General features: G+C 68.8%; 17 protein-coding genes. 4 read left to right on the forward strand and 13 right to left on the reverse strand.

The window, feature by feature from the left end; translation table 11 throughout:
* Position 1: 1 nt before the first annotated feature.
* From FWJ47_RS11600 to FWJ47_RS11615, 4 genes are read right to left on the reverse strand one after another with little or no spacing between them, the layout of a single operon-like run.
* The gene (locus FWJ47_RS11600; RefSeq protein ID WP_147108476.1) at positions 2–1,534 is read right to left on the reverse strand and encodes a sensor histidine kinase; all 1,533 of its coding nucleotides are present in this window, start codon (positions 1,532–1,534) and stop codon (positions 2–4) included.
* The gene (locus tag FWJ47_RS11605) at positions 1,534–6,303 is read right to left on the reverse strand and encodes an NAD-glutamate dehydrogenase (protein WP_147109414.1); all 4,770 of its coding nucleotides are present in this window, start codon (positions 6,301–6,303) and stop codon (positions 1,534–1,536) included. The genes FWJ47_RS11600 and FWJ47_RS11605 overlap by 1 nt, the downstream gene beginning before the upstream one ends.
* Before the next feature lie 13 nt (positions 6,304–6,316).
* Complete coding sequence (locus FWJ47_RS11610) at positions 6,317–7,678, reverse strand: CpaE/TadZ family protein (RefSeq protein WP_147108480.1); 1,362 nt, start codon at positions 7,676–7,678, stop codon at positions 6,317–6,319.
* Positions 7,675–8,415, reverse strand: coding sequence for a hypothetical protein (locus tag FWJ47_RS11615; RefSeq protein ID WP_147108483.1), 741 nt, complete (start codon positions 8,413–8,415; stop codon positions 7,675–7,677). Before FWJ47_RS11615 ends, FWJ47_RS11610 begins: the two co-directional genes overlap by 4 nt.
* Positions 8,416–8,578: 163 nt before the next feature.
* Here FWJ47_RS11615 and FWJ47_RS11620 point away from each other — a divergent pair, with 163 nt between their 5' ends.
* Entirely contained in the window at positions 8,579–8,809 is a 231-nt protein-coding gene (locus FWJ47_RS11620; protein WP_170228574.1) for a helix-turn-helix domain-containing protein, read from the forward strand.
* Between the two features lie 7 nt (positions 8,810–8,816).
* Here the strand turns inward: FWJ47_RS11620 and FWJ47_RS11625 are convergent, their stop codons facing one another.
* Positions 8,817–9,368 (reverse strand): hypothetical protein, encoded by a 552-nt coding sequence (locus FWJ47_RS11625; RefSeq protein WP_147108486.1) that lies wholly within the window; start codon positions 9,366–9,368, stop codon positions 8,817–8,819.
* A gap of 125 nt (positions 9,369–9,493) precedes the next feature.
* On the opposite strand from FWJ47_RS11625, the gene FWJ47_RS11630 reads away from it, so the two are divergent.
* Positions 9,494–9,766 (forward strand): LysM peptidoglycan-binding domain-containing protein, encoded by a 273-nt coding sequence (locus FWJ47_RS11630; RefSeq protein WP_147108489.1) that lies wholly within the window; start codon positions 9,494–9,496, stop codon positions 9,764–9,766.
* Positions 9,767–9,873: 107 nt separating this feature from the next.
* Positions 9,874–10,398, forward strand: a complete 525-nt coding sequence (locus FWJ47_RS11635; RefSeq protein WP_147108491.1) for an Rv3235 family protein — start codon at positions 9,874–9,876, stop codon at positions 10,396–10,398.
* 38 nt (positions 10,399–10,436) lie between these two features.
* Here the strand turns inward: FWJ47_RS11635 and secA are convergent, their stop codons facing one another.
* From secA to FWJ47_RS11655, 4 genes are all read right to left on the reverse strand, one after another.
* On the reverse strand, positions 10,437–13,046 hold the full coding sequence (secA, locus tag FWJ47_RS11640) for a preprotein translocase subunit SecA (RefSeq protein ID WP_147108494.1): 2,610 nt from the start codon (positions 13,044–13,046) through the stop codon (positions 10,437–10,439).
* Positions 13,047–13,133: 87 nt separating this feature from the next.
* Positions 13,134–13,955 carry a hypothetical protein gene (locus FWJ47_RS11645; protein WP_147108497.1) on the reverse strand — a complete coding sequence of 274 codons (822 nt, stop codon included), beginning with the start codon at positions 13,953–13,955 and terminating at the stop codon, positions 13,134–13,136.
* 88 nt (positions 13,956–14,043) lie between these two features.
* Positions 14,044–14,622, reverse strand: a complete 579-nt coding sequence (locus tag FWJ47_RS11650) for an OmpA family protein (RefSeq protein ID WP_147108500.1) — start codon at positions 14,620–14,622, stop codon at positions 14,044–14,046.
* Between the two features lie 2 nt (positions 14,623–14,624).
* Positions 14,625–15,395, reverse strand: coding sequence for a hypothetical protein (locus FWJ47_RS11655; protein ID WP_147108503.1), 771 nt, complete (start codon positions 15,393–15,395; stop codon positions 14,625–14,627).
* A gap of 263 nt (positions 15,396–15,658) precedes the next feature.
* Between FWJ47_RS11655 and FWJ47_RS12170 the strand changes: the two genes are divergently transcribed.
* Positions 15,659–16,306, forward strand: coding sequence for a PepSY domain-containing protein (locus tag FWJ47_RS12170; RefSeq protein ID WP_211359007.1), 648 nt, complete (start codon positions 15,659–15,661; stop codon positions 16,304–16,306).
* 33 nt (positions 16,307–16,339) lie between these two features.
* Here FWJ47_RS12170 and FWJ47_RS11665 read toward each other — a convergent pair whose 3' ends face one another.
* The 4 genes from FWJ47_RS11665 to ispG all read right to left on the reverse strand — a co-directional run bounded on the left by FWJ47_RS11665 (position 16,340) and on the right by ispG (position 20,406).
* A complete protein-coding gene (locus tag FWJ47_RS11665) occupies positions 16,340–17,656 on the reverse strand; it encodes a serine/threonine-protein kinase (RefSeq protein ID WP_147108506.1) in 1,317 nt (438 codons plus the stop codon).
* Positions 17,649–18,263 carry an RNA polymerase sigma factor gene (locus tag FWJ47_RS11670; protein ID WP_147108509.1) on the reverse strand — a complete coding sequence of 205 codons (615 nt, stop codon included), beginning with the start codon at positions 18,261–18,263 and terminating at the stop codon, positions 17,649–17,651. The genes FWJ47_RS11665 and FWJ47_RS11670 overlap by 8 nt, the downstream gene beginning before the upstream one ends.
* An 87-nt stretch (positions 18,264–18,350) precedes the next feature.
* Positions 18,351–19,262 (reverse strand): GNAT family N-acetyltransferase, encoded by a 912-nt coding sequence (locus tag FWJ47_RS11675; RefSeq protein ID WP_147108512.1) that lies wholly within the window; start codon positions 19,260–19,262, stop codon positions 18,351–18,353.
* The gene (gene ispG, locus FWJ47_RS11680) at positions 19,237–20,406 is read right to left on the reverse strand and encodes a flavodoxin-dependent (E)-4-hydroxy-3-methylbut-2-enyl-diphosphate synthase (protein WP_147108515.1); all 1,170 of its coding nucleotides are present in this window, start codon (positions 20,404–20,406) and stop codon (positions 19,237–19,239) included. Before ispG ends, FWJ47_RS11675 begins: the two co-directional genes overlap by 26 nt.
* Positions 20,407–20,432: the final 26 nt, after the last annotated feature.

Genomic DNA, 20,432 nt, shown 5'->3' on the forward strand with positions numbered 1-20,432 from the left:
CTTATCCCAGGATCGGGGCACGGAGGACTACCTTCGTGCCCCTTCCTGTGTCTGCAGGCTGCCATTCGATGGAGCCGGAGAGCTCTCCCCTCACGAGAGTTTTGACGATCTGCAGGCCCAGGCCCGGCTCCCAGTCCTGCTCCGGCAGGCCCACGCCATCGTCAGCGATCTCCGCATCGAGACGCTCCCTGCCGGCGGCATCAGTGTGCCGATGCACGCTCATCACTACGGTCAGCTCGGTCTGACCCTCCGCGAAGCCGTGCTCAACCGAGTTGGCGACCACCTCGGTGACCACCAGCGCCAGGGGGGTGACCATATCTGCGGGCAGCTGCCCGAAGCTGCCCTCCAGCCGGGTGGCCGCGTGCTTCTCGGACTGTGCCATCTCGGCGGCGAGCCGCAGCTGCCGCCGCATCAGCTCGTCCACGTCGACGCTCTCCTCGAGGCCCTGAGAAAGAGAGTCGTGCACCACGGCGATGGTCTGGACCCTGCGCATCGCTCGGTCCAGCCCCTCCCTGCCCTCCGGGGAGTCCATGCGGCGTGACTGCATGCGCAGCAGGGCCGCCACGGTCTGGAGATTGTTCTTCACCCGGTGGTGAATCTCCTTGATGGTGGCGTCCTTGCTCATCAGCTGCTTCTCGCGGCGGCGCAGCTCGGTGACGTCCCGGCAGAGCACCAGGGCGGCGAACCGCTCCCCCTGCCCGCGCACCAGCCCCCGGCTGAGCGGGATGGTGCGCAGCGTGACGGCGGCCCCGTGAGCCTCCAGCTCGCTGCGCTGGGCGCGTCGGCCGGTGAGCATCATCGGCTGCGACTCGTCCACCGCAACCCCGGTGGCCCGCTGCAGCTCCGCGCCGATCCCTGCCAGGGACCGGCCTTCCAGCGTTTCGTTGACTCCCAGGCGCAGCAGGGCGGAGACCGCGTTGGGGCTGGCGAAGGTGACTTTCCCCTCCGCGTCCAGCCGCAGCAGCCCATCCCCCACACGCGGGGCCCCCGAGTAGCCGGTGTACTCCTGGGAGGGGTCCGGCCAGGCGCCGGCTGAGACCATCTCGAGCATCTCGGTGGCGCAGCGGCGGTAGGTCAGCTCCATCCGCGACGGCGAGCGCAGCGCGGAGACCGCGAAGTGCAGGGTGATGACCCCGACGGTGCGGCGCTGTCCGGCGGCGTCGCGGCGGACCAGCGGGACCGCGCTGACGCGGGTCTTTGACGGGAAGGGCTGGCCCTGGTCTGAGGAGTTGGTCTCCACCTGGTAGGTCCAGGCCCGCTCCACCATAGGTTTGAGGTCGGCCCGAATCCGGTCACCGACGACATCGCGGTGGATGATGGTCTGGGTCGTCGACGGCCGCGCCTGGGAGAGCGCCACGTAGGAGCGGCCCGCCGCGGAGAGGTATCCCTCCGGGGTGTGGGGCCCCCAGAGGACCAGGTCGGAGTAGGAGAGGTCGGCGATGACCTGCCAGTCGCCCACGAGGGCGTGGAGCCATTCGACGTCGCTGTCGCTGAGGTGGGGGTGGTGGCGCAGATGGTCGTCGAAGTGGCTCATCAGCTGCTCACCAGTCCGCGCAGGTGCCGCAGCAGCACGGTGATGGAGGCCAGAGAGTCCTCGCCGTCCTGCAGGTCCGCCATGAGCCGCTGCGCCCGCTCAAGCTGGTTGCGGTGGGCCTGCTTCCAGGTGCGGAGCCGCTCTGCTGCGTCGGCGGCCGGATCCTCGGCCTGGGAGGGATCAGTGGTGGTGAGCACGGCCTCGGCGATCTCCCGGATCGCGGAGTAGAGCTCGTCGCGCTGCGCGCCTCGGGCCAGAGCCTGCCACTTGTCCTGACGCGGGAGGCTGCTGATGCGGCGCAGCACCGCCTCCACCTCAAACTCGGTGTAGACCCGGTAGTAGACCGCCGCGGCCTCCTGCGGCTGGGCGCCGGCCTCCTGGGTGAGGGTCGCGACGTCGAGCAGCGGGAAGGACTCGAACAGCTCAGCGGTCCAGGCCGCCAGATCCGCGTCCAGCCCGAGGCTGATCAGCTCGGTCCGCTCGGCGGCGAGCCGCTCCACATCGGGGCTGCCCAGGTAGTCGGTGAGGTGCTGGTAGAGGGGCGAGATGCAGCCCTTGTACGCCTCGATCTCCTCGGCGATCGGGCGTCCGGTCTGGGGTCGGGCGAGGAACCAGCGGACGGCACGGTCCACGAACCGGCGCATATCCATATAGAGCCGGGTGAACTGGCCGGTCGGCAGGGAGACCTGCATCCGGCGCAGGGCGGCGTCGTACTCATCGAGGCCGAAGAGCTCCCGGACTGTCACGAAGGCCCGCAGCACCTGGTCCTCGGGCGCGAAGGTCTCCTCCATGGTGCGGAAGACGAAGGTGGATCCGCCCATGTTCACCGCATCATTGGCAAGGATGGTGGCGATCATGCGGTGCGCCAGTGGATGGCGGATCAGCTGCTCGCCGAACCGTTCTCTGATGCGGGCGGGGAAATAGGCGGCCAGCGTCTCCTCGAACCAGGGGTCGGCGGGCAGCTCGGACGCGGCGAGCGCCTGCTTCAGCTGAATCTTGGTGTAGGCCTGGAGCACGGAGAGCTCAGGGGCGGTCAGCGGCGGGACACCGGCATCGGCCCGCTCCTCCATCGCAGCGGCGGCGGGGATCTCCTCCAGCTGCCGGTCCAGTCCGACGGTCTCCTCGAGCCACCCGATCAGCCGGCCGAAGCTGGGAGACCAGTCGGCGATGCGCTGACGGTCGATCAGCAGCAGCACGTTCTGGTCCCGGTTGGTGGCGAGCACCAGTTCGGCGACTTCATCAGTCATCTCCTGCAGCAGCGGGCTCCGCTCCCGCTCCTGGAGGTGCCCGGAGGCGACCAGCCGATCCAGCAGGATCTTGATGTTGACCTCATGGTCGGAGCAGTCGACGCCGGCGGAGTTGTCCACGGCATCGTTGTTCAGCAGGACCCCGTGCTGGGCCGCCTCGATGCGCCCTGCCTGGGTCAGGCCCAGGTTTCCTCCCTCGGCGACGACCCGGGCCCGCAGCTCGACCCCGTCCACGCGGATGAGGTTGTTGGCGCGGTCCCCGACCTGCTCGTGGGTCTCATGCACCGCCTTCACGTAGGTGCCGATCCCGCCGTTGTAGAGCAGGTCAGCGGGGGCGGTCAGCAGGGCTCGGACGAGCTCGGGCGGGGTGAGGGCCTCCACATCCTCAGCGATCCCGAAGCGATCCCGCATCTGCGGGGTGATCCCGATGCTGCGCGCCTGCCGGGAGAACACGCCCCCGCCCTCAGAGATCAGGGAGGCGTCATAGGCGTCCCAGCCGCGCTTCTCCGCGGTGAGGAGCCGCTGGCGCTCGGCGAAGCTGGCCGCGGGGTCCGGGTCCGGGTCGATGAAGATGTGCAGGTGGTTGAACACCGCCGTGAGCCGAATGTGCTCGGAGAGCAGCATCCCGTTGCCGAAGACGTCCCCGCCCATGTCCCCGATCCCGATGACTGTGAAGTCCTGGGACTGGGTGTCGTGGCCGAGGGTGGCGAAGTGAGCCTTCACGGACTCCCATGCGCCCCGGGCGGTGATCCCCATCGCCTTGTGGTCGTAGCCCGCGGAGCCTCCGGAGGCGAAGGCGTCCCCCAGCCAGTGCCCATACTCGGCGCTGATCTCGTTGGCGGTGTCGGAGAAGGTCGCCGTCCCCTTGTCCGCGGCGACCACCAGGTAGGGGTCATCCCCGTCCTGACGGACAACCCGCTCCGGAGGCAGGACCCGGGTGCCGTCGTCGCCCTCCTTCTGATTGTCGGTGATGTCCAGCAGGGCACGGATGAACGTCCTGTAGGCCTCGCGCCCTGCTTCGAAGATCTCTTCACGGGCAGCGGACTCCGGCAGCTGCTTCGGATAGAACGCCCCTTTGGCCCCGGAGGGCACGATGACGGCGTTCTTGGCCATCTGGGCCTTGACCAGACCGAGCACCTCGGTGCGAAAGTCTTCAGCACGGTCGGACCAGCGCAGCCCGCCGCGGGAGATCGCGTCGTAGCGCAGATGCGATCCCTCCACCTGGGTGGAGTACACCCAGATCTCGTGGGCCGGACGGGGATGCGGGGCAGCGGTGATGTCTTGGGGCCGCAGCTTGAAGCTGACCCGCTCGTGCCCCTGGTAGAGGCTGGTGCGGTCAGTGGCCTCGATCAGGTTCAGGAACCCGGACAGGACCCGGTCCGCGTCCAGTGTGCTCACCTCCTCCAAGGCGTTCAGCACCGTGGCCCGGCAGGCCTGCTCGGCGTGGTCGCGGGGGCCGGAGAGGTCTGGGTCGAATCGGGCGGTGAAGTAGGACATCAGCGCCCGGGCGGCCTCCGGGTGGTCATCGAGCGCCTCAGCGAGGAAGTCGTAGGAGTGCACGCTCCCGAGCTGCCGCATGTACTTCGCGTAGGCGCGCAGGACGGTGACCTGGAGGATGCTCAGGCCCAGGGTCAGCACAAGCCGGGAGAAGACGTCGGACTCCGCCTGCCCGGTGAGCACCTTCCGGTAGGCCTCCTTGAACAGCGGCAGGGTCGCCTGCGGGTCCACTCCGTCCGGATAGCGCAGCCCCAGGTCGTAGAGGTGCAGACTCGTACCGTCAGCGGTGGTCACCGTGTAGGCCCGCTCGTCGAGGACCGCGAGGCCGAAGTCATCGATGATCGGCAGGGTGTCGGTGAGCGTCTTCGGCTCGGCGAGATAGATCTTCAGCCGCAGATCCGCAGGGTCCGCCTCTTGGGGAGGAGCGAAGGCCAGGCGGGGCCCGGCCCGGCTTTCTGCCTCGAGGGTCTCGAACTCAGCGGCATCGTCGAGCGCGTCAGTGACCTCATAGATGACCCGGTAGTCCTCCGGGAACGCCTCCGCCCAGCGCTGCGCGATCCGGTCAGCCTGGCGGCGGCCGTACCGGGCCGCCGCCTCAGCCGCCAGGCTCTCGCTCCAGGAGCGCACAGCACGGGCCAGCTCCTCCTGCAGCTGCTGGGTGCTGACATCAAGCGCCTCGGGCTCCTCGTTGAGCCGGATCCGGAACAGCACCGAGTCGGAGAGGCGCACCGTGAAGTCGATGGAGGCGGCGTCGATGTGCTCGGCGAGCACCGCCTCCAAGCGGCGGCGCACCCCGGTGTTGTACCGGTCGCGCGGCAGGAAAACCAGGGCTGTCATGAACCGGCCGTAATGGTCTTCGCGCAGGAAGAGGCGCACCCGGCGACGCTCCTGCAGCTGCAGAATCTGCCAAGCCGTCTCCTCGACCTCGTCGATGTCCATCTGCAGCAGCTCGTTGCGCGGATAGGTCTCGAGGATCTGCATCAGATCCGACCCGGAGTGCGACTCCGGGCTGAACCCTGTGCGGGCCAGCAGCTGCTTGGCCCGGGAGCGCAGCAGCGGGATGGTGGTGATCGAGCTGGTGTAGGCCCGCTGGCTGAACAGGCCGAGGAAGCGGCGCTCACCGGTGAGGTTGAGCACGGTGCCGTCGTACTCGTAGGTCTTCACCGCGATGTAGTCCATGTAGGTGCGGCGCCGGACTGTGGACCGGGCATCGGCCTTGGTGATGACCAGCGCCTTCTCCTGGCTGGGTCCGGAGGAGGCGAGCTCAGAGCTGCGCTTCGGGCGCGGCCGGCCGTCGATGTCGGCCAAGATGCCCAGACCGGTGCCGGTGATCGGCTCCAGGCCGGACTCGGTGAGGCTGTACTCCCGGTACCCGAGGAACAGGAAGTGCCCCTGCGCCATCCAGTCCAGCAGCTCGGCGGACTCGGTGCGCTCAGTGATGCGGTCCTGCTGGCGCAGCTGAGCGGCAGCCTGGTGGGCCTGGAGCCGCATCGCCTCAGCGTCCCGATGGGCGGCCTCCACATCCTCGAGCACCGCGCGGATGCCGGCCAGCAGCTGCTCGGCTGCCTCGTCCGACAGGACAGCGTCCAGCTCGACGGCGATCCAGGACTCCACCGACGCCTTCCCGCTGCCGGCGGTGACCGCGGCCAGGGACGGCATCGTCTGGGTATCCCCGGAGGAGAGCGACCGCCCTTGGGACGGGATCTCCCGGGCGTCGAGCAGCTGGCCGGCGTCGTCGCGCTCGGTGAGGAGGATCGGGTGGACCACCAGGGCGATGGCATGGCCCGCCCGGGCGATCTCCACCGTCACGGAGTCCACCAGGTAGGGCATGTCTCGGGTGACCAGCTGAACGATGCTGCGCGTGCCGATGGTCCGCACCGCCAGCGCGGGCTCGCCCTCGGCGAAGCTCTGAGCGGTCTCGACATGGGACCGCAGACGCTCAAGCCGCTCCTGCTCCGGGATGGGGGCGAGGTCCTCCTCGGCAATGTGCGAGTAGTACGGGCGCAGCAGCTGGTGCAGGTCCATACCGCTCACTATCTCACTTCTTCCGGCCCCAGCGGCGTCGCCGCGGGAGGGTGACGCCGACCAGCGCCGCGACCGCCCGGCGCAGCTCCGACTCCGGGGCGCACTCTGCCAGCACCTCTCCCCGGCGCAGGGCGGTGTCACAGGCCTCACGGTCATACGGCAGGCAGGCCGCGATGCTGCCGGCGACCGCACCTCCTCCCGCATACCGGGCCCATGCTTCCGCCAGCTGGCGCTGCGGGGAGCGGCCGACGACGTCGCTGCGCAGCTGGTTGACCACCACAGTGGGGACCGCTGCGCCCGGGATCCTCTCGGGGTAGTCCGCAGCGGCCCGGACAAGCCGGGAGAAGCTGAGCGGGTCGGCGCCGCCGAGCAGGAGCACCTGGTCTGCGGCCTCAAGGCTGGCCACGGTCGCTGAGCTCCGCTGCGGCGCTGCCGTGTCGAAGCTGAGCTCCTCATCCAGCTCGATGGGCGCGGCGACGTCGACGATGACGTGGGTGTAGTGCTCCGCGGCAAGGCTGAGCACCCTTTCCACGGCCCGGCTGCGCAGCTCCGCCCATCGGTCAGGCCGAGGCAGCCCCGTCAGCACATCCCAGCTGCCGCCGGCAGTCCGGACCGTCTGTGCCAGCCGGGCCAGCTGCACGACGTCGAGGCCTCCTCGCTCAGCAGCCCGGCAGGCTTGGGCGAGCCCCGCGGACTCCTCCAGCAGCCCAAGGTGCGTGGCCGCCGAGGCGGCCCAGCTGTCGGCGTCGACGAGCAGGACCGCCGCCCCGCGGAGCGCCAGCTCGGAGGCCAGGGTGATGGCCACAGTGGTACGGCCGGGAGCTCCGTGCGGGCCCCACACCACGGTTACTCCCTCAGGCACGAGACTCGCCTCTGAGCCCGGGGCACTGTCGCTCTCACGCCGGGGCGGCGGGGGGAGCTGGGGCATCGGATCGCCCTCGACCGCGGCGAACTGCGCATCCTCAGCGATGAGATCCCGACCGGCCAGCTGCGATAACACGGAGCCGGCGCCCGGCTGCTCGCCGCTGTCCCCCGCCGCTCCCTGCAGCGCCTGGGCGAGGACGCTCGCCGGGGTGTCATCCGGCAGGCCGAGAACGCCGATCCGTCGCAGCCGCTCCCGCTCGGCCGGCAGATCTGTGACGGCGACGACGGTCAGGCCCTGGGCGTGCATCTGTGCAGCGAGGGAATCGGTGAGGATCTCCGGATGCCCGATGATCAGGACGGCATCCGCATGAGAGTGGCGGGCCACGGCCAGCAGCTCTGCCGGAGTCTCGCAGCGGCGATCCACTGTGACCGGCCCCTGCAGCGCTTCCAGAGCAGCGATGTGGTCAGTCTCGAGGCGCCCAGTGGTCACCACCGAGCATCGGTGCCTCACTGCTCGTCCTCCGCGCCCGGCTGCTCCTCGCCGGCTTCGCCCGGGGGCTCGGGGGCGCTCTCCTCACGGGGCTCATCAGGCTCCGGCTGAGCGGGCAGCACCGAGATCGCCCGGCCCTCGCTGACCGCGCGCAGGATGCCTGCCACGTCATCGTGACCGATGAGCAGCTCCACAGTGACAGCCGCCTGGGTGCCGAACGCCGACTCCCGCTCCCGGACATCGGCGAGCTCCGCGGAGGGAACCAGGCGGGAGACGTCGCCGTCGGCCCCGTACTCCGCAGGCGCTGAGGCCCAGACGTCCACGGCCGCCCCCGGGACCACGGCTCGGGACAGCTCGTGATCGATCTCCACAGTGATCGGCTGCCTGCCCCTTGGGTCCTGCTCGCCCAGGACGCGCATCGGCACCAGCTCGCCCTCCTCCACCCGGCTGACCATCAGTGCCTCTTCCAAGGCCTCGCCCGGCACCAGATACCCCTCAGCACCCTCTCCGAGCTGGACGTCCACCGTGCGCAGCGACTCCTCAGTGAGCCTCTCCCCCACGCTGAGGGTCCGGTCTGCCGCATAGACCGGCGTCGTACGATCCTGGCTGGCCACCAGCGCGACGACGCCGGCAGCGGAGACGAGCACGATGATCAGGCCGAGGATGAGGCGCGGGTCCCGCCAGGACGGCGGACGCAGCCGTGCCGCAGGAGCCGAGTCCAGGTGTTCGGACGCAGGCGTGTGGGTGTGCAAAGTCATGGCGCCCCTCCGCGCAGAGAATGAAAGATCCGTTCCGCAGGCCGTCAGCCCTGCTCCCCGGCGGCTCCGTCAGCACGCCAGGCGAGCAGAACACTAGTCCAGAGCCGCCGAAGATGCCAGACTGTGACGAAACATCACCAAATGCGACGTCAGGAGATCGTCTGTGCGCAAGTTTCTCACCCTGCCCGATGTGGCAGAGGCGCTGAACATCTCCATGTCCCAGACCCGTGCCCTGATCCGCAGCGGTGACATTGAGGGCATCCAGATCGGCGGGCGCGGACAGTGGCGGATCGAGGAGACCAAGCTCGACGAGTACATCGACCGCCAGTACGAGCTGCAGCGGCAGGCGCGGCAGGGCGAGCAGCAGCGCCGCCGCACCGCCGAGACCCGGTAGGGACCGCTCAGCCTTCCACGAAGTCCGCGGCCGCACTGCGCAGCATCAGCACAGCATCCAGAGGCACCGTGCGCCGCAGCGCGCCTCCCGCACCCGTCTCCCGGACCAGCACATCGATGTGATCAGCCCCGACTGCCCCCAGGACTCCCCTGGCCGCCTCCCCCTCGGAGGTGTGCACACTGATCTCCGCGCGATCACGGGCCAGGCCGACCAGTGCGGCGCTCAGCCCCAGGGAGGCTCTCGCCCGCCCCTCCTCGGGCCGACCCCTCAGGCTCAGCCCCTCGACGGCCACGACAGCTGAGGAGAGCACCAGGCAGCTCTGCGCTCCCGCCAGCCCTGCGAACCAGCCCTCTCCCACCGCCCCGACGGTGAGCTCCACACTTCCCAGCCCCGACAGACGCACCCGCGCCTGCGACCCGCGGTGGGCTCGCAGGCGCTGGGCCAGGGTCATCCGCCGCCGCTGGAGCTCCGACTCCTCCTCCGCCTCTGCTGCCAGCCGCTGGTGGCGCTGGAACTCCAATTGCGCCTCCAGGTCATCGAACAGCGCATCCCATCGCATAGACCTCTCCTGCCCTCGAATGTCATGAAGCTAGCACGCCGTTCGCACCTCAACCGATCCTATGTATGATCTGAAGAGTTCATCACGCACCAAACGCGATCAAATGAACAGATTGTGAGGGGACGATGCAGAGACGCTTTACGCCCAATCAGCCCAACTCCGCCTCGGCACGGCATCAGGGGGTGCCCAGCCGCACGGAGGACGCCGCAGAGGTGGTGGTCAGGCCGGGCGACTCACTGTGGAGCATCGCTGCGGCCCACCTGGGCAGCCGGGCCGCAGCCTGGGAGATCGCCGCTGAGTGGCCCCGCTGGTACCGGGACAACCGGGACCGGATCGGCCCGGACCCGGGGATGCTGCTGCCGGGGACGCTGCTGCGCCCGCCGGCTCCGAATCGCTGAGGAGATCGTCGATCATCATCCGGCGGGGACCGAGTGACGGCCGGCCCCGCCGCAGAGCCCGAAGACCTGAAGACCTGAAGGAACGGAGACGGAGAATGACCACTGCCATGACTGCTCAAGCCCCCGCCGCACCCCCTGCCGCACCGCAGACGATGCGAAGTCCCGGCCGGTTCCGGCTGCGCAGAGAGGCCGATGTGCCCCGGCTGCTGCGAGCCATGGGACACACGGATGTCGCTGTCACCGCTGAGGGGGCGGCCGACGGACGCCGGCCGGTGGAGCTTGCCGCGGAGGCGGAGGAGGGACGCCAGATCCAGGCGATGGCGAAGGTGGTCTGCCAGGCGGCGGTGGAGACGTTCGCCGGACTGCGGCCGGCCCACCAGATGGAGCGATGGCTGGCTCCCGCGGTGCACGAGAAGATCGTGGAGCGGGCCGAGCTGGTGGCGCATCTGCAGCCGAACCCCGGAACCAGGGCCGCACGGCTCCACTTTCGCTCAGTCCGGCCCTGCAGAGTCCGTCAAGGCGTGTGGGAGGTCTCCGTGGTATTCGCCGACGCCCGACGCGTGCGGGCCTGCGCACTCCGCCTCAAAGCGCATCGCCGCCGCTGGCAGGTGGTCGCGATGGAGATGGGCTGAGCCGGCCGGAGCAGCGGCATTCCCGCCTGAAGCGCGGGCTATCGCTGCCCTTTGGCGTCACGGACGCCGGGAATCTTGATCTGGGTGCCGGCGGCTGCGATCCGGCCGTCCTTGACCCCCGGCAGGCTGACGTTCGCCGCTCGGGGCGCGACGGCAGTGACCTCGGCGGCGAAGAGCTTGCGGACAGCCTCCTCCCGGATCTGGTCCGCCATGCCCTGGAAGAGCAGGTAGCCCTCCCGCTGGTACTCCACCAGCGGGTCGCGCTGGGCCATGGAGCGCAGGCCGATGCCGGACTTCAGGTAGTCCATCTCGTAGAGGTGCTCCTGCCACTTCTCGTCGATGACGGAGAGCATCACCCGGCGCTCGAGGGCGCGCAGCGCCTCGGAGCCGACCTCGTCCTCCTTCTGCTCGTAGGCGATCTTGGCATCGGAGGTGATCTCGCGCTTGAGCTGCTTGGCGCTGAGCTGGTCCACGCCCCCGGCATCCTCGATCAGGTCCTCGATCTCCAGGGAGACCGGGTACAGGCCGCCGAGCTCCTCCCACAGGCTCTCAAGGTCCCAATCCTCCGGGGATGAGGCAACGGTCTTCTCATCGATCATCAGGCCCACGGCGTCCTCGATGAAGTGCTGGACCTTCTCGTGGACATCATCGCCCTCGAGGATGCGGCGGCGGTCGGAGTAGATCGCCTCGCGCTGACGGTTCATCACATCGTCGTACTTGAGCACGTTCTTGCGCTGCTCAGTGTTCTGCGACTCCCGCTGCTGCTGGGCGTTTGCGATCGCCGAGGAGACCATCTTGTGCTCCACCGGGGTCTCCTCGTCCATGGCGGGAGAGCTCATGATCCGCTGAGCGGCGGCCTGGTTGAACAGGCGCATCAGGTCATCGGTCAGGGAGATGTAGAACCGGGACTCGCCAGGGTCGCCCTGACGGCCCGAACGGCCGCGCAGCTGGTTGTCGATGCGGCGGGACTGATGCCGCTCGGTGCCCAGCACGTAGAGTCCGCCGAACGCGCGGACCTCCTCAGCCTCAGCCTTGGTGGCTGCTTTGGCGGCGTCGAAGACCTCGTTCCACCTGGCCTCGTACTCCTCGGCGTCCTCCTCCGGGTCAAGGCCCAGCTGCTGCATCTGCTGCACAGCGTTGAACTCGGCGTTGCCGCCGAGGATGATGTCGGTGCCTCGGCCGGCCATGTTGGTGGCCACGGTGACTGCGCCCTTGCGCCCGGCCTGGGCAACGATGGCGGCCTCCCGCTCGTGGTTCTTCGCGTTGAGGACCTCGTGGCGGATGCCGCGCTTGGCGAGCTGCTTGGAGAGGTACTCGGACTTCTCCACGGACTCCGTGCCCACCAGCATCGGCTGGCCCGCCTCGTGACGCTCCACAATGTCCCTCACCACGGCGTCGAACTTCACGATCTCGTTCTTGTAGACGAGGTCGTTGTGGTCGGTGCGCTGGCGAGGGCGGTTCGGCGGGATCGGGACGACGCCGAGCTTGTAGGTGGACATGAATTCGCCCGCCTCAGTCTCGGCGGTGCCGGTCATGCCGGAGATCTTCGCATAGCCGCGGAAGTAGTTCTGCAGGGTGACAGTGGCCCGAGTCTGGTTCTCGGGCTTGATCCTCACGCCCTCCTTGGCCTCGATGGCCTGGTGGAGCCCCTCGTTGTACCGGCGGCCCTTGAGGATGCGGCCGGTGTGCTCGTCCACGATGTGCACCTCGCCGTCGACGACGACGTAGTCGGTGTCCTTCTTGTAGAGCTCCTTGGCGCGGAGCCCGTTGTTGAGGTATTGGATCAGCGTGGTGTTCTGGGTCTCGTAGAGATTTTCGATGCCCAGGTAGTCCTCGACCTTGTCGATGCCGGACTCGAGCACGCCCACGGTGCGCTTCTTCTCGTCGACCTCGTAGTCCTCGTCGAGCTTGAGGTGCTGCACCAGCTTCGCGAAGTCGGTGTACCAGCGGGAGATGTCGCCGCTGGCCGTGCCGGAGATGATCAGCGGGGTGCGGGCCTCGTCGATGAGGATGGAGTCGATCTCATCGATGATGGCGTAGTGGCGCTCGCGCTGGACCAGATCGTCCAGGGACTGGGCCATGTTGTCCCGGAGGAAGTCGAAGCCGAACTCGTTGTTGGTGCCGTAGGTGATGTCAGCGGCGTAGGCCTCGCGCCGGGCGGCGGGCTTCATGTTGTTGGTGATGGTGCCGGTGCTCATGCCCAGGAACCGGTAGACACGGCCCATCAGATCAGCCTGGTACTTGGCGAGGTAGTCGTTGACGGTGATGACGTGCACACCCTCGCCCGTCAAGGCGTTGAGGTAGGCGGGGGCGGTGGCGACGAGGGTCTTGCCCTCGCCGGTTCCCATCTCAGCGATGTTGCCCAGGTGCAGGGCGGCCCCGCCCATGATCTGCACGTCGAAGTGCCTCAGGCCCAGGGTCCGGTCAGCAGCCTCGCGCACGGCGGCGAACGCCTCCGGCAGCAGGGAGTCCAGGGACTCGCCGTCGGCGACCCGCTCCCTGAAGCGCTCGGTCTCCTCGCGCAGCTCCGCATCAGTGAGGTCGCGGAACTCGTCCTCCAACAGGTTCACGGCGTCGGCATACCCGTGCAGCCGCTTGAGGATCTTCTTCTCCCCAGTCTTGAGGACTTTCTCGAGCAGAGTCGGCACAGCTGGTGTCTCCAGTCAGATCAGTTCAGGCGTCAACATGCCAGTGTAAGCACGACGACGCCGCCCGGCTAATGCCGACCGTCATCGTCACTCGCCCTCTTCGCCCTCGTCCTCGTCATCGTCCTCCTCCGGCTCGGGCTCCGGGGGCTCAAGGTCAGCACCGGTGAGATCTTCGAGGATGGCGGCAGCCTCAGCCTCCAGCTCGACCGCTGACTCCTCCGCCTCCTCCCCGTCCAGGGGCTCGCTGAGGGAACGGCTGACGGCGACCACCTGCGCCTGGTGGCGCAGGACGACGCCGATGGCGTGCTCGGCGCCGTCGGCGTCGCTGACTTCCTGCCGCACTCCGAGGGATGCGTCGGCGGCGGAGAGCACCTCGACCTCGTCGATCTCGGTGGTGGCTTCGATCTGGGCGCTGTCGAGCTCCCGGGTGACGGTGTGCTCGCCGCACTGCCCGGCGCCCCGCTGCTCATTGTCCATGTAGGCCTGGGCGGCATCGGCGTCGGGGAAGGTGTAGATCGCGGTGTGCTGCTGGTCGTCCTCGGCGAAGGCGGCGAGCGCTGACGAGGGCACGGGCAGGGCGGAGGCGGTCACGTAGGGCTTGCAGTCGTTGGGGTCCACGGCGAGCCGCTGCAGCTCGGTGTTGAGGTCGCGGATGCGCTCCCAGTAGTCATCGGTGTCCGTGATGCTGCCGGAGACGTGCGTGTCGAGGGCTTCGCGCATCTCCTCGTGGTCGAGCTGCTCGCCGGTGGGGTCGGGCGCGGTGGCCAGAGTCTGTTCGGCCTGCCCGGTGGGGGCTCCGTCGGGTAGGCCTGCCCCTGCTTCCCCGTCCTGCCCTGCGGGCTCCTCGGCGCAGGAGGCGAGCAGCAGTGCCGCGGTCAGCGCGGGGATGAGGGCGGCCGGTGTTCGCATTCCTTCAAGTATCCCGGCAGAGGCGTCCCTCGGCGGTGCGTACGCGCCGGGGGACAGCACGTGAGATGAAGCACGACGCCGGTGAGCCTCAGCTCCCGTGGCGGATCTCGACGCGGCGGTTGGCCGCGAACGTTGAAGGATCTTCCGGGTCCTCCGCCTCAGCCGGCTGGGAGTCGCCGAAGCCCTCGACGTTCAGGGTCAGGTCCGGGCGCTCATCCTCCAGCACGTCCGCCACCGCCTGGGCTCGGTTCTCGGAGAGCTCGTCGTTGTCGAAGTCGTACTCATCCGGCACTGGGTTCGAGTCAGTGTGGCCGTGAACATCCACTGCGGCGCCGTCGGGCACCTCCTCAACCAGATCAGCGATGCGAGCACCGGCATTGCCAGGAAGCTCCCATTCCATGGGCGAGAAGAGGATGTCTGTCTCAAGAGAAATCACGTTCTGCTCCTCGGGCTCTCCCCCGCCCAGGTCATCGATCGAAACTTCCCGGTCATAGGTGATCAGAGAATCCGCTGGGTTATAGCGGATCACTGCGTCAGCGAAATCGCTGCTGCTGAGGTCAGGCTCCTCAGGCTGCTCGTGAAGGTCGTCCTCGTCAGCGGAAGCCGCTGGCACGAGGCCGATGCTCAGCGCGCCCGCAGCCAGCAGTACGGCAAGCGACCGACGCATGATCACTCCTCGTCCTCGGTGTCATCGCCATTCCCATCAGCCTCCGGGTCGGATCCGTCGCCGCCGTGGTCAGCAGGCTCAGCGTCCTGCCAGTCAATCTCGATGTCCTCGAACTCCGGGGCAGCCTCGTGGACAGAGACGCTGATCGTATCGATGTCATCCTCAGGCAGCGGGTAGTTCGCCCAGTAGGTCAGCGAGGCCCCGTCATTGATGTCGGCCCCGCTGGGAGTGCCGTCCGTCGCCCACCCCGGAGACCCGTGCTGGGCCCCGAGGACCGTGTACTGCTTCAGGTTCTCCCGGTCGCTCAGCCGAGGCGGGCTGAAGCGACCGTCATGCAGGTTGTAGAGGCTGTAAGCCTCGTGCTCACCGAATTCCGGGGTGATGGTCAGCAGCAGCTCCATGGTGTCTTCGCGGGTCCGCAGGTGGTGGAAGCCGACTGTGATCTCACCGTCGATGTCCGGGTTCGGAATGCTGTAGGTGACGGTCTCCACCGCATCCTCCGGGTCCACCGGCCCTGAATCGGCACCAGCGTCGGTGCCGCCGTCTTCCTCAGCATCCTCATCCCCGGCTGCATCGTCCTCGTCGTCGGCATCGGTGCCGCCGTCGGTCTCTTCCGTCTCGGAGGTCTGCTCGGCGTCTTCGCCGTTGCCGCTCTCCTCGAACTCGGCGTCGTCCTCCGGGCCGCATGCTGTGAGGGTCAGGGCTGCCGCGGCGGCGAACGCCGTCACCGAGCGGGCGAGAGTTCTGCGGGGCGTCATGGTGCTCTCCTTCATGATTCTTTTGTACTCGGACACCTGTAAGTCGTAAGGGGGTGCAAGAAAGTTGCAGCCATGTTCGCGACATCGTTCCAGGCCCTTAGGCTGCAGCGATCGTGACACGTGATATGTGCAGCAGTCCAGGGCTAGCAGGAGCAGAGCCCCGTCATGGCAGGCATGGGAGCCCGCCCGAAGAGAGTTTCCCAGTCCATGCAACTTTCCTGCACCGAGCTGCGACTTACTGGTGCCAACACATTCCGCAGCATCCGAAGGAGATTCCGATGAGCATCCAGACCAGCCTGTTCACCAAGTCCGCCGCCGCCTTCGCCGTCGTCGCCCTGGGCGTGACCGCCTGCTCCCCCGACGACGCCGAGTTCGAGGAGAACGATGACGCGGCCGAGACCGCCGGCACTGAGGACGAGGCCCAGGACAACGGCGAGACAGACAGCGACGACGCCGGCACTGAGGCTCAGGACGGCGAGGGCGAGCCCACTACTGCCGAGGAGCCTGAGGCAGACGAGGCTGAGGCCGCCGAGGACGAGGTCCGCGCCGTCGCCGAGTTCCTCGCCGAGGAGTACCCCGACGGTGAGATCGGTGAGATCGAGGACGAGGGCGGCTACTTCGAGGTCGAGATCTTCGACCTCGGCAGCGGCACCGAGTACGAGTTCGACATCGACCCTGAGACCTTCGAGATGTGGGACTACGATGAGGAGACCCTCGACAGCGACGATCAGCAGAAGGCGGAAGCCGTGGAGATCAGCTTCCTCGACGCCCTCGACACCGCTGAGGGCGAGGCCGGCGAGGACCCGACCTTCGACGAGGCCGAGCTCGACACCGAGGACGGCGTGGTCGTCTGGGAGATCGAGTTCGTCAACGACGTGGAGGTCTACGTGGACGTCGCTTCCGGCGACGTCGTGAAGGTGGACTGAACCCCGCCGCTGCTCAGCTGACCTGGAGGTCCGTCACTCCACCACTCGGATGGTGCGGCGGGCCTCCAGCTCTGTCCCGTCCGCTGCCCGGCCGCGCAGGACCACTTCCGCCCAGCCCGGTGCCGTCGGCGTCACGGAGACCTCCTCCGCCGTCTGGTAGGTGCCGGTGGGCAGCAGCCAGACCCAGTCCTCCACCTGGCTCTCCCGGACCTCAAAGGTGGCGGTCTCCCCCACCTGGACCTCCTCGGGTCCGCTGATGGACAGGGCTGCGTTCTCGGTCTCCGCCGGCAGCCCGCCCGGGCCGCGCAGGAACCACCCCGCGCCCAGTCCGACCACCGCTGCCAGCGCGACGACGGCGCACACCGCCAGGGCGCTGCGCAGCGGACGGCGCCGCTTGGACTTTCTGCCCGTGCCGCCGTCCGTGGTGGGCAGAGGCCTCTGCGGGGAGATCATCTGGGTAGGCTGATCCGAGGTGTACGGCGGATAGTACGGGCCCGTGGTCACGGGAGGCTCAGCGTCGTCGCTCTCATCCGCTGCGAGCGCCTGCGGGACAGGCTCCGGCGGAGCAAGCGCCCGCTCCACCTCAGCCAGCCAGGCCCCGGCATCCTGCAGCCGATGGCTCGGATCGGTCCGCATCCCGCGGCCCAGCACCTCGTAGAAGGTCTGCGGCAGATCCGACTGCTGAGCAAGCCACTTCAGCACCGCGGACATTGACCAGATGTCCGCCCGCGTATCCACCAGCCCAGGCCCGTTCTGCTCCGGGGGCCGGAAGCCGGCCGTGCCGCCGGAGACGGTCAGCCCAGAATTCACCGCCAAGTCCTTGCACATGCCCAGGTCCGCGAGCAGCAGCCGCTCGTCCGACCCCAGAAGCCTCGTGCTCCCCGCCCCGGAGATCCCCTCAGCACCGGGAGCCGTAGCCAGCAGAAGGTTGCCGGGACTCAGATCGCGGTGCACCAGCTTGGCGCGGTGCACCGCCTCCAGCGCCTCAGCCAGGGGCCGCGCAAAGGCCAGCATGTCCTCACGAGTGGCTCGCCAGCCCTCCGCCCACAGCTTCCGCACCCGGTCCGCGAGCGTGCCGCGGTCCGCAAACTCCAGCACCAGGTACGGCTGCTGGCGCGGGGACTCCCCCATGTCATGAACAGTGACGACTGCGGGGCTGTGGATCTTCCGCAGGGAGCGTCCCTCCGCGATGAAGCGTTCCCGGATCTCCGGGTTGAGGCTGTGGTTCTCCGCGAGCAGCTTGACCACCACGGTGTCGCCCAGCAGGTCATCGGAGGCCCGGTGCACGGTGGCGAAGGACCCCACACCGATGACTTCCTCGAGCCGGTAGCGGCCCACCCGCTCACCCATCCTGGGCACCCTCCTTCAGCTGGGCGGCCACCATCGCCCGGCCCCGGCTGATCTGGGCCTTCACGGTTCCCTCGGCACGGCCGAGCCGCTGCGCGATCTCCCTGTAGCTCAGCCCCTCGATGTCCCGGTGGACCACAGGGTTCCGGTAGAGCTCCGGGAGCGCCGCCAGCGCGTCGCGGACGGTGGTGCGGGTCGCGATCATCGAGCTGATCCGGGCGGCCGGGCCCGCGTCGTCCTCCAGCGGGACCTCCTGACGCTGCCGGCGCAGATGATCCACCACGCGGCGCCGCACGATGCTGTGCACCCACGTGGTCACCTTGCCGCGGCCGTCGTAGGAGCTGATGGAGCCGGCGATGCTGATCAGCGAGTCCTGGGCGACGTCGTCCACCGCCGTCTGGTCCAGCAGGGCCGCACCGGCAAACCGGCGCACGACGCCGGAGGAGTCCAGCGCCTCGATCAGCACCTCCGCCGCGGCCTGATCCTCCTTGGCCTGGGCTGCGAGGGCCGCCAGAGCGTCGTCGTACTCCCCCGACTCAACAGCCTCTGCGGCCAGCCGGCGCGCAGCGGTGAAGTCCCCAGCACTCAGCGCCGCCTGCAGCTCCTCCATACGGGCCACACTATCGAAGGCTTCGAACGCGAAGGCTACCACCTCTGCGGCTGGCCGAGAGGGGCGGTGGGACGCGCCGCCCCCGAGCTAGAACAGGACTGTGGCGTATGCGCCCACCTGCGTGAACCCGACGCGTTCGTAGGCGCGGACGGCGGGGGTGTTGTAGTCATTGACGTAGAGGCTCACCGTGGGGGCCAGCGTCAGCCCGTACTCGACGACGGCGGCCATGCCCGGGCCGGCCAGGCCCTCACCGCGCCGCGAGGGCGGGACCCAGACGCCCTGCACCTGGACCACCTGGTCGGTGACCGCGCCGAACTCAGCCTTGAAGATGATCTGCCGCGTCTGCGGGTCCACTGCGATCAGGGAGTGGCCCGCCCGGATGAGCCCGCGGATCCGTTCCCGGTACTGGCTGATTCCCTGGGTGTAGGGGCTGAAGCCCAGCTCCTCGGCGAACATCGCCGCACAGGCCTTCTCCACCGCCCGGAACTCCTCGACCCGGGAGGGCCGCACACCCGGCAGCGGGTCGACGGCGGGCGGACCGGAGATGGACATCAGCGGCTGGTTCGGACGGACCTCCCGCTGGTTCGCCCACCCGGTGGCCTCAAACAGGGGCAGGGCGGCCTCGGCGCGCCCGTAGATCGAGGAGACCCTGCGCTTCAGCGCCGCTGCCGCCTGTCCGAACAGCCCCGCGGACTCGGGGTCGGCGCTGATCGGGATGATGTTGGACCCCAGCCAACAGGCAGCCCCCAGCCCGCCCCTGCGGGGCCCCCGGCCATCAGGCCCGTCGATGCCGACCACCAGGGCGCCTGTGCGGCTCTTCGAGGGGGCCGCGCCTCCTCGCTGCCGCACCGCCGCGGACGCCGAGACGCTGCCCACCGGGTCCTGGGAGAGCAGCGCGTGGAGCGCAGGAGTGTCTGAGGCGTGGAGGAGGCGGACCGCGCCGCCGGTGGCGCGGGCGATCTTCGCTGCCGGGTCAGCTGACGGAGACCACAGGGGCACCGGGGCCGGCGTCCTCTCCCTCGGCTTCGAGCCCCATGTCCTCGGCGATCCGGTTGGCCTCCTCGATGAGGGTCTCGACGATCTGGTCCTCGGGAACGGTCTTGATGACCTCGCCCTTGACGAAGATCTGGCCCTTGCCGTTGCCGGAGGCCACACCGAGGTCCGCGTCGCGCGCCTCGCCCGGCCCGTTGACCACGCAGCCCATCACGGCCACGCGCAGCGGCACCTCCATGCCCTCCAGGCCGGCGGTGACCTCGTCTGCCAGGGTGTAGACGTCCACCTGGGCGCGGCCGCAGGACGGGCAGGAGACGATCTCGAGCTTGCGGGGGCGCAGGTTCAGCGACTCCAGGATCTGATTGCCGACCTTGACCTCCTCCGCCGGCGGGGCGGAGAGGGACACGCGGATGGTGTCGCCGAGGCCCTGGGACAGCAGGGCCCCGAAGGCGGTGGCAGATTTGATGGTGCCCTGGAAGGCGGGGCCCGCCTCGGTGACGCCCAGGTGCAGGGGCCAGTCTCCGCGCTCGGCGAGCAGCTGGTATGCCTGGGTCATGATGACCGGGTCGGAGTGCTTCACGCTGATCTTGAAGTCGTGGAAGCCGTGCTCCTCGAACAGGCTGGCCTCCCACACGGCGGACTCAACGAGCGCCTCCGGGGTGGCTTTGCCGTACTTCTCCATCTGACGCTTGTCCAGGGAGCCGGCGTTCACACCGATGCGGAGGCTGACCCCGTGGTCGGCTGCCATCTTGGAGATCTCACCGACCTGGTCGTCGAACTTCCGGATGTTCCCGGGGTTCACCCGCACCGCGCCGCAGCCGGCCTCGATGGCCGCGTAGACGTACTTGGGCTGGAAGTGGATGTCTGCGATCACCGGGATCTGGGACTTCTTCGCGATGATCGGCAGCGCCTCGGCGTCCTTGTCGGTGGGGCATGCCACCCGGACGATGTCGCAGCCCGAGGCCGTCAGCTCGGCGATCTGCTGCAGGGTCGCGTTGATGTCGTGGGTCTTGGTGGTGGTCATCGACTGCACCGAGATGGGGTGGTCGCTGCCGACGCCGACGTCGCCGACCTGGAAGTTCCGGGTTTTCCTGCGAGGCGCCAGCACCGGCGGGGGTGCGGCGGGCATGCCGAGATTGATAGCAGTCATCGCATCCATGGTACGACGCCGGAAGC

The sequence above is a fragment of the Nesterenkonia populi genome (assembly GCF_007994735.1).
Lineage (GTDB): Bacteria > Actinomycetota > Actinomycetes > Actinomycetales > Micrococcaceae > Nesterenkonia > Nesterenkonia populi.